At 38.6% G+C, this 13,870-nt stretch carries 11 protein-coding genes; 7 read left to right on the top strand and 4 right to left on the bottom strand.

Annotation, left to right across the window (positions count from 1 at the left end; genetic code table 11):
* Nucleotides 1–222 precede the first annotated feature (222 nt).
* The 3 genes from AAG186_RS07020 (at nt 223) to galE (ending at nt 3,905) form a co-directional block, all read left to right on the top strand.
* Complete coding sequence (locus tag AAG186_RS07020; RefSeq protein ID WP_342621484.1) at nt 223–1,983, top strand: MucBP domain-containing protein; 1,761 nt, start codon at nt 223–225, stop codon at nt 1,981–1,983.
* 19 nt (nt 1,984–2,002) lie between these two features.
* On the top strand, nt 2,003–2,761 hold the full coding sequence (locus AAG186_RS07015; RefSeq protein WP_342621483.1) for a hypothetical protein: 759 nt from the start codon (nt 2,003–2,005) through the stop codon (nt 2,759–2,761).
* Nucleotides 2,762–2,891: 130 nt separating this feature from the next.
* Nucleotides 2,892–3,905, top strand: coding sequence for a UDP-glucose 4-epimerase GalE (galE, locus tag AAG186_RS07010; protein WP_161637426.1), 1,014 nt, complete (start codon nt 2,892–2,894; stop codon nt 3,903–3,905).
* Nucleotides 3,906–3,937: 32 nt separating this feature from the next.
* On the opposite strand, the gene AAG186_RS07005 is transcribed toward galE, so the two are convergent.
* On the bottom strand, nt 3,938–4,384 hold the full coding sequence (locus tag AAG186_RS07005) for a hypothetical protein (RefSeq protein ID WP_331836370.1): 447 nt from the start codon (nt 4,382–4,384) through the stop codon (nt 3,938–3,940).
* A 179-nt stretch (nt 4,385–4,563) separates the two neighbouring features.
* Here AAG186_RS07005 and ppdK point away from each other — a divergent pair, with 179 nt between their 5' ends.
* Nucleotides 4,564–7,158 (top strand): pyruvate, phosphate dikinase, encoded by a 2,595-nt coding sequence (gene ppdK, locus AAG186_RS07000; protein ID WP_342621482.1) that lies wholly within the window; start codon nt 4,564–4,566, stop codon nt 7,156–7,158.
* Nucleotides 7,159–7,198: 40 nt separating this feature from the next.
* Here the strand turns inward: ppdK and AAG186_RS06995 are convergent, their stop codons facing one another.
* Genes AAG186_RS06995 through AAG186_RS06985 form a run of 3 tightly spaced genes read right to left on the bottom strand, consistent with a single transcriptional unit; the run spans nt 7,199 to nt 10,662 of the window.
* Complete coding sequence (locus AAG186_RS06995) at nt 7,199–8,542, bottom strand: PASTA domain-containing protein (RefSeq protein ID WP_342621481.1); 1,344 nt, start codon at nt 8,540–8,542, stop codon at nt 7,199–7,201.
* On the bottom strand, nt 8,535–9,227 hold the full coding sequence (locus AAG186_RS06990) for an ABC transporter ATP-binding protein (RefSeq protein WP_161637423.1): 693 nt from the start codon (nt 9,225–9,227) through the stop codon (nt 8,535–8,537). Before AAG186_RS06990 ends, AAG186_RS06995 begins: the two co-directional genes overlap by 8 nt.
* A 10-nt stretch (nt 9,228–9,237) precedes the next feature.
* Nucleotides 9,238–10,662 carry an ABC transporter permease gene (locus AAG186_RS06985; RefSeq protein ID WP_331836372.1) on the bottom strand — a complete coding sequence of 475 codons (1,425 nt, stop codon included), beginning with the start codon at nt 10,660–10,662 and terminating at the stop codon, nt 9,238–9,240.
* A gap of 234 nt (nt 10,663–10,896) precedes the next feature.
* On the opposite strand from AAG186_RS06985, the gene AAG186_RS06980 reads away from it, so the two are divergent.
* From AAG186_RS06980 to AAG186_RS06970, 3 genes are all read left to right on the top strand, one after another.
* On the top strand, nt 10,897–11,343 hold the full coding sequence (locus AAG186_RS06980) for a hemolytic protein (protein WP_125163671.1): 447 nt from the start codon (nt 10,897–10,899) through the stop codon (nt 11,341–11,343).
* A 113-nt stretch (nt 11,344–11,456) separates the two neighbouring features.
* Nucleotides 11,457–12,215, top strand: coding sequence for a tyrosine-protein phosphatase (locus AAG186_RS06975; protein WP_331836373.1), 759 nt, complete (start codon nt 11,457–11,459; stop codon nt 12,213–12,215).
* An 85-nt stretch (nt 12,216–12,300) separates the two neighbouring features.
* Nucleotides 12,301–13,704: a peptidoglycan DD-metalloendopeptidase family protein gene (locus tag AAG186_RS06970; protein WP_200542979.1), complete on the top strand. Its 1,404-nt coding sequence runs from the start codon at nt 12,301–12,303 to the stop codon at nt 13,702–13,704.
* Nucleotides 13,705–13,870 lie beyond the last annotated feature (166 nt).

The raw sequence follows: 13,870 nt of genomic DNA, 5'->3' as shown, positions 1-13,870 counted from the left end.
CTTGTTCTGATTTAAAATGACGTTTTTCAGGTCTAATTGATATTGGTTTTCGTTATCTTGTGAAAAACTACGCTTCATCTACAAAAATCACGGTGATTGGGATTCTAAAATGAACGTTTTGTGAAGTGCGTTCATTTTATGACAGAAATTGAATTTTTAAGAACATGAAAACAGTCTTTACGTGCGGAAGTGATACGATGTGGTTACAAGAGGAGGAATCTTATGAAAAAAATCTATAAAAGTTTACTCGTGTTAATGCTTACATTCACAACACTTGTAATCACAAATAGACCAACAACGATTGATGCCTTAGGGAGTTTCCAAAAGGCCGTGATTTCAGGTGTTGAGTCGCAGTCTGATTACGGTGGGGTATTGATCTATCCCAATGCGGAAAACCGTCGCATGTATCGTGAAAACTACGTTCAACTTCGAAACTTTTTAAGTTCTGATAATCATATGGTGTGGACTACAATTTCACCCGATGATGGCATACAAGACTTTGAAACAGGAAGTTTAGAATTCTATCTCAGTAATAATTATCATGATGACGATCATACCATTCAAGAAATGCATGATAATGGATTCGATTTCAAATTCTACGTTACTACAGACTACGTAAATTTTGTGGAAGCAACAGATGAACTTGATTTTAATACGGAAACCCATGCCTACTCATACGCAAAACCCCTTGTAGGGTATAAACTCAGCGTGGATAAACTAATTCCGGGTGCTGTAACGGATAAAACCGTAGCGATTGCGCTTAATCACAATATCGAACTTAATTATAATAATATGACAAAAGGTCAACTTGAGGGATATGAGCCCTTGGAGAGCTGGAATGACAGCCGAAGTGCAAATCAACCCGCAACACCAAACCATCAAAACATCTATGTAATCCAACCTGAAATCAGTGGTACGATCAAGCATCAAATCATTGATGATGGGGAGACACCAGTATGGAATGATGCAAACTTAAAAGAAGGTGTATCCATTACGCTTGTAGAAAAAACCCCAGCCGGGGATGTGGATGTTGCGACAACCACAACCGATGCGAATGGTAAGTTTATCTTCTCAAATACTAAAGGAACATCTTACTCATTTACGGACAGTCATAATACACTTACAGTTCGCATAAATCATGATGGTTATAAATTGTGGGATGTGAACGGAGCTGCCGTTACCGAAGCATCGTCCAATGAAGTCTTGATAGGACGAATCACAGATATCAGTCGCTACCAACCCGACTTTAATACCGCAATTTCAAAAACAAATTGGAAATCACCTTTTGATACGCAACAAGCCGAAGGCGAAAATGCCTTAGGTCGCGAAGCCATCTTAACGGAAAATCCAGTTATTGAAGGAACGCTTAATGTTTCTTATGTGGATACTGATGGTAATACATTAGAAGCAACGAAAACAACGAAAGAACCCGTTGGGACAGCTTATGATACTGAGAAACTTTCATTCCCAGGTTACACATTTAAGGTGAATCAAGGGGATTCAATTAAAGGAAACTACATTGATGGCGTTCTTAACGTTGTATATGTTTATGAAAAAGATGCGCCCATTGTGATTCCACAAAAGGGTACCGTTAACGTCCATTATGTGGATGAAAACGGTAACGTCATTGCGGATCTCGAAACCACTACGGGTGATGTCGGAACATCATATAAAACAATTCAAAAAATAGTGGATGGCTATACCTTTAAAGAAGTAAAAGGTGATAATGTGGACGGCTTGTATATTAATGGAACTTTAAATGTGACCTACATTTATTCCCCCAAAAATACGCCAACTCCTGAGAAACCAGTGCCAACCCCAACGCCAGAGACGCCAACTCCAGAAAATCCAACACCGGAAACACCGACGTTGCCTCAAACTGGAATCCAAGCGAATGATACAGGTGCAATGATCCTAATTGCAGGAGTACTTGTATGTGTAGGATCTTTATTGAATCAAAAAAATAGAAAAGGTCAGTCCTAGACTGAATAGGGAATCAAATATGAAAAAAATTATTACTGCTGCATTGATCGTTCTTGTTTTGGTATCGGGATGTTCCAAATCAAACAAACCAGATGATGAACAAAAAGCAAAACTCAATGAAGCTTCAGATCGTTTAATGAATGCAAATGCAATTGATATGGACTTAACACTTGAGATGAAACCAGAAAAGCGTGAACAGCTTAACGATGCGGTATCCGCAAATATGGAAATCCAATATGCGAAAGCAAAATTACCGCTTGATTTTGATTTGATTTTTAAAATTAACGTGCCTGATGAAGACGATACATCAATGAATTTCTATAAAAAAGGTACTGATGTTTATATGGACTTTATGGAACAAAAAATGAAGATTGATCTTAAACAAATTCCACAAGTGGGTATGTTCTTAGAATTACCATTTAATGATGTGCAATCCGAACCGGCAGATATTAACTTTGAAAAAGCAACCGTTGTATCGGAAAATAATCAACTTGTTTATACCTTCGACCTAAATGACTTCTTACAGTCTGATACATTTAAAAAAGCATTGGCTGAACAAGGGCAAGATGTGGACTTAGACTTCAAGCAAGGTCAAGCAATTGTGAAGGTAGGGGACGAAATTGAGACCATCGATTTAAGCTTCATGGTAACTGAAAAAAATTCGATGGAATCCTTGGAAATGTTGATTAATATTGAAGTTGTAGGATTAAACGATTCAGTAGAAATGTCGTTCCCAAACTTTGATACATTCATCGACATGACTCAGTTATACCAGTAAACATTAGTAAAATTTACGCAATAAAAAAAGCAAGAAAATAATATTTCTTGTTTTTTTATTACATTGCATTAATCTTGTAAACTGATAAAATAAACATAGAAGAAGCCAAGAATTGGCCTTGGGAGGTAGTATGAAAGTTTTAGTTACAGGTGGTGCTGGTTATATCGGGAGTCATACATGTGTTGAATTATTAAACCAAGGATTTGAAGTTGTTGTGGTTGATAATTTAAGTAACTCAAGTGTCGAAGCACTCAAACGTGTTGAAGCAATTACTGGAAAAACCGTTACGTTTTATGAAACCAATGTTTTGGATAAACCAAGCTTAAATGCAATCTTTGAAAAGGAATCCGTGGATGCCGTCATTCATTTCGCCGCCCTAAAAGCAGTTGGTGAAAGTGTATCCAAACCTTTAGAATATTATCAAAATAATATTACAGGAACACTTACACTTTGTGAGGTAATGCGTGATAATAATGTAAAGAATATTATCTTTAGTTCATCCGCAACGGTTTATGGAGCACCTAAAACGGTTCCAATTAATGAATCATTCCCACTTTCCACGACGAGTCCATATGGAAGTACAAAACTCATGGCAGAAGATATGTTGCGCGATTTAAATATTGCAGATCCTTCATGGAATGTTGTGATTTTACGTTACTTTAATCCAATTGGTGCCCATGAATCGGGAACGATTGGCGAAGATCCAAAAGGTATTCCAAATAACCTTGTACCTTACATTACTCAAGTAGCAGTTGGAAAATTAGATCATCTATCTGTATTTGGTGATGACTATGACACAGTTGATGGTAGTGGTGTTCGCGATTACATTCATGTGGTTGATATTGCTTTAGGCCATGTGGCAGCCCTTAAGAAAATGACCGAAACACCGGAATACCGCGTTTATAATCTTGGTACAGGTCAAGGATATTCGGTTCTTGAGATGGTTAAAGCATTTAGTGATGTTGTGGGACATGAAATTCCTTATGAAATTAAAGAACGTCGTCCGGGTGACATTGCGGAATGTTATGCTGATCCACAAAAGGCTCGTGAAGAGTTAGGTTGGGAAGCAAAACGTGATCTTCATAAAATGTGTGAAGATTCATGGAACTGGCAAAAATCAAATCCAAACGGATACGAACAATAATCTTAAAAAAGAGATCGCATGCGATCTCTTTTTTAACGTGCTGATTCAAGTTGAATGCGGGAGGTAATAATTTGTGGATAAATTTCATTCCCATCAACCATAAACTTAAATTGCTCCACTTGTTCATTCACATTCACAGCCATAAATCCATCAAGCTTTGGCTCATCATAATGATCGACAAGATTTTTGGTTGTGGCAGTAAAGATGACATGAGGTACTCTATCAATCAATTTATTGGAAACACTCATCTGTTCAAAGTTGCGTGCTTTCGAATAAATATAAAAATAAGCATTGTCCTGGGTGTCGCGTATGAAGTAAAACCCTTCGTTGACGGTAGTCAGTTCATTTTGAATGGTGGATAAACAAAGATCCGTATGACTTACCGTTCGGATTCCATCATGCATCGACTCAGCACTGTTTTTCGCATTACATCCAGTAAGTGCAGTAAATAAGATTAGAAAAACCATGAAACGCTTCATAAACACGCCCCCTTTTACAGTCATTGTATCACTAAGATATAACAGTTGCTTTAAGGATATTGCTATCCTTGTGTAATTATGGTGAGATTTATAATTTGTAGGTACTACCTTGTTGGCGTGCACCCAAAAAATAAAACGGACAATGTATAATGAAAAGTGTATAAGGAGGGCTTTTCGATATGCAATATGTTTACATGTTTTCTGAAGGAAGTGCAGCGATGCGTCCAACCCTCGGTGGTAAGGGCGCAAACCTCTGTGAAATGACGAATTTGGGGTTACCGGTACCCCAAGGATTTGTAATCAGTACGGATGCGTGTCTTCATTATTATGAAAAAGACCATGCAATCGCACAAAATATACTGGATGAAATTTTCGCAAACCTCAGTCAATTGGAAGCGTTGACGGGGAAAACGTTTGGGGGAACAGAGAAACCATTGCTTGTTTCCGTTCGAAGTGGTGCCCGTGTTTCCATGCCAGGGATGATGGATACTGTCTTAAACCTTGGATTAAACGATGAAGTGGTCGAAGCATTGGCGAAAGATAATGAAAAGATGGCTTATGACTCGTATCGACGTCTGATTCAGATGTATGCGGACGTGGTTATGGGGATTGAGAAAGTGAAGATGGACCGAGAAGTCGCATTGGTGGTCCATAAATATGGTGTAGACAGTGATCATGATTTAAGTGTTATTGCTTTGAAGGAATTGATTCAGCGTCTTAAAGAAACTTATCGAATTGAAGTGGGTGAACCCTTCCCGGATTCTCCTCAAGTTCAATTGGTTCATGCTGTAGAGGCAGTCTTTAGAAGTTGGAATAATCCAAGAGCGAAGTATTATCGCAGAATGCATGATGTTCCCGATAATTGGGGAACCGCTGTAAACATTCAAGAAATGGTTTTTGGAAATCGTGGTGACGGGTGCGCTACAGGGGTAGCCTTTTCACGAAATCCTGCAACGGGAGAGCATGAGCTTTATGGAGAGTTTTTATACAATGCTCAAGGTGAAGATGTTGTTGCGGGAACGCATACACCCTTACCCATTTCAACTTTAAAAGAAACAATGCCCGAGGCATATCATGAATTTGAACGCCTCGCAGAGAAACTTGAGAAACGTTATCATGATATGCAAGATATGGAGTTTACGATTGAGAAAGGAAAACTCTATATGTTGCAGACACGAAGTGGAAAGCGAACGGCTCAAGCAGCTGTGAAAATTGCTTATGATATGGTTCATGAAGGAACGATTACCAAACAAGAAGCCATCAACAATCTCGATGTATCCATTTTGGATGGATTACTCCATCCTCAATTTGATACCGAAAATCTTAAAACAATTGAACCGATTGCGAAAGGATTACCGGCTTCACCTGGAGCCTCAAGCGGGTTGATTGTCTTTGATACTCTTACGGCAGTCAAATACACTCAAAAAGGAAAACCTGTAATATTAGTTCGTTTAGAGACGTCTCCTGAGGATATTGAAGGGATGCATCTTGCTGAGGGTATCTTAACTAGTCGTGGTGGGATGACTTCACATGCCGCTGTTGTAGCGCGTGGTATGGGGAAATCCTGTATTGTAGGATGCAGTGATGTGATCGTGCATGATGATAATACGTGTGAGATTGATGGGAAGGTTTATAAACTTGGGGATGAAATTTCAATTGATGGAGGAACTGGTTGTGTTTACCATGGCCGACTTAAAACACAAGAAGCAACCATGTCACAGGAATTTGAAACCCTCCTTGAATGGGCTGATGAATTGAGTCCAATTGATGTATACACCAATGCGGATACGCCAAGTGATGCGCAAACCGCAATTGAGTTTGGTGCGAAAGGAATTGGCTTAATTCGTACTGAACATATGTTCTTTGAACGCGATCGTATTCGGGCGATGCGTGAGATGATCTTAAGTCGAACGCCTAAACAACGTGAGGCTGCATTAACGAAAATCTTACCCATTCAACGAAAGAATTTCGAAGCAATCTTTACGGTCATGGAAAATCGAAGTGTTACCGTGCGATACCTTGATCCACCCCTACATGAGTTCATGCCAACCACAACACAAGAAATTGAGGAATTAGCGGCATCGATGAACATGGGTGTTGCAGAGATTAAGACGGTTATGAGATCCTTGCATGAATATAATCCTATGATGGGACATCGTGGCTGCCGTCTTGCAATCACATATCCTGAAATTGCACTCATGCAAACACAAGCATTGATTGAAGCTGCAATCAATGTCAATCAAAAAGGTCACCATGTGAATCCAGAAATCATGATTCCTCTTGTCGGAGACGTTCAGGAATTCAACTATCTTGCAAGTCGTATTCGAAACCTTGCGGACGCCTTAATTGAGAAGGCGGGTGTAGAAGTTCATTATCGGATTGGTACGATGATTGAGCTTCCGCGTGCGTGTTTACTTGCGGATAAGATTGCGGAAGAAGCGGAATTCTTCTCATTTGGAACCAATGACTTAACCCAAATGACCTATGGTTTTTCCCGTGATGATGCAGGATCTTTCTTAAAAGATTATTATGAGCAAGGCATTTATCAACAGGATCCCTTCGCGTCATTAGATCAAGAGGGTGTTGGGCAATTAATTCAACTTGCGATAGCAAAAGCACGTGGCGTAAAGCCAAACTTAAAGATTGGAATCTGTGGCGAGCATGGTGGTGATCCACGTTCAGTTAAATTTTTCCGAGATGCAGGATTTAATTATGTATCCTGTTCACCGTATCGTGTTCCAATTGCACGCATTAGTGCAGCGCAAACTGTCTAATAGAAAACACCTCGTTTACACGAGGTGTTTTTTGTATTGTTTAGGCATCGGGTGTGGCACAAGCTTTGGTACCATCACTGATGTAAATATTAATGTGGTCGGTGGTGGATACAAATTGGTTATTCTTGGAAGCACGTACGACCGTTCCTTTTTCACCACATTCCGAAACGCGTGTCACATCATAGGTGATGTGTGCGCCTTTACCACTGAATTCATAGAAATATGCCGGTAAATCGCCTTCGGTAAGACCGACAAGCCCTTTAATATAAGGCTGACCCATGGAGTAGTAAACAATCACAATCGTGTCCGGATCATCGTTTAGGATGGTTCCGGGTTCTGTGTTTTGTTCAACAAAAGCGCCATACGGGTAATTCATTGTATAAATTTGTTTTTGAATCACTTGGGCTCCCATGGAATTAATCGTGTCGAAAGTATTGAGATCAGAAGAGGAATAATCCGGGACACGTACGGCTTTCCCTTTTGAAATTACGAAGGTAAGTTCGTCATTTTTCGCAACTTTCTCTGCTGCACTCACACTTTGTGAGATCACACCGCCCACTTCGATTTTGTCATCAAATTGTTCTTCATACGTAAAGGTACTTACAAATTCTTTTTCTTTTGCCCAAAGTTCAACATCCATCTTTGTACGATTTTTAAAGTCTGGAACGATGATGTTTTTTTCGTATTGTTCGGGGCCATTTGAAATTTTAATGAGTGCTTTGTTTTTACGTTGGAAATGATCTTTTGTGACGCTTTTATCTTTGATTTCAAACGAAATAAAATTATCCTTTGCGACATCTTTGGAGAATACATTTTCGACTTGGATGTAACGCATTTTTTGTTCTTCAATCCATGCATTGATTTCAGCTCCACTGAGTTTCTCGAAATCAGGGAGTGTCACGACTTCTTCGAGATCGGGTCCCTTGCTTATGACGACACTTACCATGCTGCCTTTTCGGATTTTAGTTTTAGGTTCAAATTCTTGTGAAATGACAACATTTTCATCGTACTCTAAACTGAATTCGTCTTTGAAGTCAACTTCTACTTTATGTTTTTTTGCCCAGATTTCGACCTCTTGACGTTGCTTGTCCGTAAAATCAGGCATGAGTGTATGTGATTGTTTATTCCATATTAAACCAATAAGAAGGAGTGATAGAACGGCAGCGATTCCGATAAGGACCATCCTTTTTTGTTTTTTTGCTTTATAAGAAGGATCAAGCTCCGTTTCTTCTTCACGAACATAGAAACGCTCTTCATCTTGATAGGTAGTTGTGGTTTCAAGGTCATCCATTTCCATTACGTTTTTCTCTGATTTTTCAGTTCCGATATGAACTTTATTACGGTCATAAACACCGGGTTTAAATTGATCAAGAAAATTACTCATGCAAGTCACCTCTACTAATTTCTTCCAACGATCCTTTTTTTAGATATAAAATTTTATCTGCTTGCTTTGCGATTTCTTGGGAGTGCGTCACAACAATAACGCATTTTTGATGATCATGGGCAAGGTGTTGGAAGATATTAATAATTTCGGCTTCCATTTCTTCGTCCAAGTTTCCAGTAGGCTCATCCGCTAGAATTACATCCACATTGGTTGATAAGGCACGCGCGATGGCAACCCGCTGTTGTTCTCCTCCAGAAAGCATGGTGACAAGACGATCGGCCTTACTTCGGGTAATGCCAATAAAATCAAGCAGATTGTATGCAACTTCTTTTGTCTCTTCGGGAATTTGATTGGTGGTGATGTTCATGGCTACAAGTACATTTTCAACAGCCGTTAAATGAGGAATTAGATTATAACTTTGAAAGATAATCCCAATTTGATTGCGCCGATATTCCGCAAGCCCAATCTCAGAGATGTTTTTATCTTTATAATAAACAGCACCTTCACGCGGTGTATCCAGTGCACTCAGTAGGGATAAAAAGGTCGTTTTTCCAGACCCGGATTGGCCTAAAATGGCATAAAAGGTACCGGCTTCAAAACTGGTATTCACATCCCGCAAAATGAAGCGACGTTGATCGCCATCTTGGTAAAAATAATTAATGTTTTTGGTTTCTAATAGTTTCATGATCGCGCTCCTACATTAAGATTTTCTTTGGTTTCATGCGTGTAACATAAAACATTGGAAGGATGCTTGAAGCAACCGCAACACCTGCACCCAAGAGATAGACAGACAAGACATAAGAAGGGGACAGCTCGATGCGATAATCTTCATTTACTTCAATCATATTAATTGAAGGGAGATACGAACTTTCCGTATCAATAAATACGTCATCCATATAAGAATCCGAAATAAGAACATCAGAAACCTTATTCGCAAGCATTAAACCCGTTCCAAACGACAAGGTTAAACCCATAAGTGTAATCATGAGAACTTCCAAGGTTACTTGCCCCAATACGCCCCATTGGCGATCTCCTAACGCAAGATAAATACCCATCTCATGCTTACGATCTCTTAAAAAGAGAATCACCACAAGAGATAGCACGATGGTTGTGGTAATGGCTGCACCCTTTAAGGTATAGTCTGCCATTACATTCAACATTGCCATGGGTGCTGCAATCATTTCAAACGATTGTTGGGAGGTTCGAACCATGAGGCCATCTTCCAAAAGATCTTTTGCTTGTTGTGTAAAAGCGTTTAAATCTGCTTCCGATTCCATTACAAATACGGAATCTCTATAGTTATATTTTTCTTCATTATAGATTGAGTCATTACCGAGGATATCGATCCCTTGTGCTTCCGCAATCTTCGCTTCTTCAGCGCGGAGCGTTCGTAAACGATGATTAGGAATGTAGATTCGGTTATACATCGAGGCTAGACCCCAGTTTTCATTATCAGATTTTTGACTAAACGAGACCGGTTTAAACGATCCAACCACTTTAATTTTAAAGCTTATGTTTTGCGCTGCTTCACTCTCATTAACACCATAATTAGGGAGCATCATTTTAAGTTCGATGACTTCATCAATACGAATGTTGTTTTCAGTCATCACAATATCCGAAAGAATGACTGGATAGACATCAGACTTTAAATCATCATCGTTAAAGGTACGACCTGACGTGAGTTCGATCCGTCCGGTTTTTGTATCAAGAAGGTCAAGATATTCGACACCCTGAAATGAGAAATAGTGAATCGGTTCTTCAGAATCGGCACGATCTCGCGCATGAGGCATTTGGTATGATTTTAGAGAACGCGATTGAATATCATGCTTTAGCGCATAATCAAAAAATGCGACCTCAGGTAGTTTTCCTAATTTTTGAATGGTTGATTCGCTAATCTTCAGCGTTTCGAAATCAATGCGATCAAACGCTTCGTAGTCAAGCGCTACGGTTGCATTATAACCAAGTTTCTCCTTAAGGTTAGTTTCAACACGGGATGTGCCTTGTTTAATGGCAAATGTTCCTGCAATTAAGTTACCGAGAATAAATACAACGGTTAAAAGAATGAAAGACTTCCCTTTGCGTCGTGAGACACTCAACCAGGCTCTTTTAAAATGATTCATGATACCTCCTACTGTACTACTTGCAATAGTACGCCTGAGATTATAATAGCGTTTACATTACCGTAAAGCAAGAAAAATATCATAAGTGGAAAAGATATTTATATTCCATAAGGGTTAATACAGCAATCCGTAAGGTGGTGTATGAAATTTTCAAAAATATGGTGATTTTTAATAAAATTTCATTCCGTAAAATTAAATCTATGATATGATTTATAAGGTTAAAAGGAGAAGGAAATGAAAAAAATAATTGTAGCAGTATTATTTTCACTTGTACTTGTTGGATGTTCCGCAAATAAGAACGTTTGTACAGTAGAAGCTGATGGCATTAAACGTACACTTAAGTTGGATGTGAAAAATTCTGAAGTTGTTGGTTTAGAAGAAGAAACTGTAATCCAAATGGATAAAGCAACTCAAATGAATACCTATGATGACTTGTATAAGCAATTTGCTGAATCAAAAGTAACAGATGGTGTTACCTTTGAATATGAGAAATCCGATACCGCAATCACAGTTAAAACAACTGTTGATCTTGCAGTTGCTAAAGGGACTCAATTAGAGAAATATTTCTCATATCTAAGCAAGTCCGGTCAAAAAATTATTCTTGATCAAGAAGACTTAAGCGTTGATGCTGTTAAAGCAGCTCTTGAATCAGAAGGTTCATTCAGCTGTTCAGGAAAATAATATAAAAAGCACCCGGATTCGGGTGCTTTTTATATCTAAAATAAACAGATTGATACCAAACACTACTTTGATAACCGAAAACCCTTATAATAAAATGTAAGGAGGGTTTAAAGATGCATCATAAAATACGTAATTTTAGAGATTTAGGGGGGATTTCAGTAAAAGAAGGTCACGTAAAACACCATAAACTTTTACGGGGTGGTCCGCTCTATGATTTGGATGATGAGACGGTGTCGAGTCTTCTTAACGAATACCACCTTAAAATGGTTATTGATTTAAGATCTGATCGCGAAATCGAAGAAAAACCAAATAAGGTGATTGAAGGTGTTGAAGCCATTCATCTTGACATTATGACTAAAGCACAACAGAATGCAGATCCAGAAAAAATGGCACTTAAATATCGACGTGAGATTTCTACAGAACACATGAAAGGTTTAAACCGATTGTTTGTGGAAAGTCACGATGCACGGGATGAGTATCGTACATTTTTTAAATATCTTCTTAAAAATAAAGAAGGAGCTCTTTATTTTCACTGTACTGCAGGTAAAGACCGAACGGGTTTTGCGGCTGCTCAAATTCTTAAAATATTGGGAGCGAGTGATGAAGCAATCTTAGCAGATTATCTTGAAACCAATACAATGACTCATGAACTCGTTGAAAAAGAATTGGCGGGATTTAAAGTTAAAGAAAATCTAACGGATGATCAGGTGAATAATATTCGTGGATACATGACGGTGGATACCAGTTACCTTAAAGAAGCGTGGGATGCTATTGAAGAAATTTACGGGGATTTTGAAACTTATGTTTCAGAAGGTTTATTACTATCGGAAGAAGATGTGGAGACACTAAAAAAGATCTATATCGAATACTAACGGTTGCCAATGGCAATCGTTTTATTTTAAATTATGGTATAATGTTCACGAAAGTTTCACAAAGTGATTTGAGGGGTTTAGATTCATGGCATCTCGTTTTAAAAAAGGCATTACTATCATCCTGGTGTTCGCATTGATTGGCATTCAACCCATCAATGCGTTTTCACGCACCGACTATGAACGGGATGAAGGTTATTATCATGAGTTGTGTTCTGGGGCGAGCGCACGTGATCATCAGGATGAGTGTTCTGGATTTACCGAATATATTAATGAAAAACTTGCGGATTCGGAAACATTATTAAGACGGATTCGTGAAGAAAAAGAGACGGTTTTAGAGGAAATTGAAGATAATAATGAATTGTTAGAAGTTTACCAAAAAGAAATTTTGGTTTTAAAAGAACGTGTTATGGAGATTCAAGAGAGTATTCGAATCATTGAAGAAGATGTTTTGGCGACCGAAGCCAAGATTAAAGTGTTTGAAGATAAAATTAAAGTTTTGGAAGAGAAAGTGAAACTCAATATTCGTGCTTCACAATCCTCTCTTTATGTAAATAATTATATAGAGTTTGTATTTGGAGCTGCAGATTTTGTGGATTTAATTCGTCGCATGGAAGGGTTGACACGAATTAAGCAGAGTAATGATGGTGTGGTAAATGAGTTGATTGCTGCACGAAAGGCATTTGATGAAGAAAAAGAGCACTTGTTATCTCAAAAAGAACAATTGGAAGCGAAAGAAGCGTCTGTAAAAAAAGAAGAGCATGATATCAAAGTCTATCAGATGGAAGTCCGAGATTTGATTCAATCGTTGATGGCCAAACATCAAGTGCTTGAGGATCAAAGTAAAGAGGTTCAAGAAAAGATAAGTTTTGAGAACAAACTGTTTTTAGACCTTCGAAATTTACCCAATGAAAATGGATTTGTACGACCGATAAAATCAAATTATTGGGTATCAACAGGCACGTGGCATTATGCAAAAGGCGGTCGTCATATGGGTGTTGATTTAGCGCATGTTGATGCGCGTGTGGGCTTGGAAATTCTTGCTCCGGGCTCGGGTATTATTACTGGGACACAAGGTGGATGTCCAACCTATGGTTCGTATCCTCGCGGGAATTGTAATGGAGGTTGGGGTAATTATCTGACAATGATGTTTAGTGTGAATGGAAAAATTTATGGTGCGTTGTTTGCACACCTTGAAGAAAATTCATTTAAGATGTCACCCGGATCTGTAGTTCGTGCAGGCGATGTGATTGCGAATATGGGCTCTTCAGGTTTATCCTCGGGTCCTCATCTTCATTTAGAAATTTATTATCTTGGTTCTGATAGCATTGAGGCTGCATATGATCGTTGGGATGGAAACATAACCTTTGGGACGGGAGGCGCAAATTGGGGCAACGGTTGGGAGAAACGTTGTGAGATGAACAATCATGATGCTCCATGTCGCGAAAACCCTATGAAAATATTTAATTATACTTATGAAGCAGAATATTAAAAGTCGAGTGAAAATCTCGCCTTTTTTATTTTTTTGAACATATCCATTGACAAAAAAGGAGAACAAAGTTATTCTTTTGTTGCAAACGTTTCGCATTTAAATAAATGGGTGTGAATTTAGGGTAACACTTAAAACATTCATATTTTGGAAATGCAAGGCCACGAAA

Source organism: Erysipelothrix sp. P66, assembly GCF_038682365.1.
In the GTDB taxonomy this organism is placed as follows: Bacteria; Bacillota_I; Bacilli_A; order Erysipelotrichales; family Erysipelotrichaceae; genus Erysipelothrix; species Erysipelothrix piscisicarius.
Note: the sequence above shows the minus strand (reverse complement) of the source record. Positions and strands in the feature narration are given on the sequence as shown.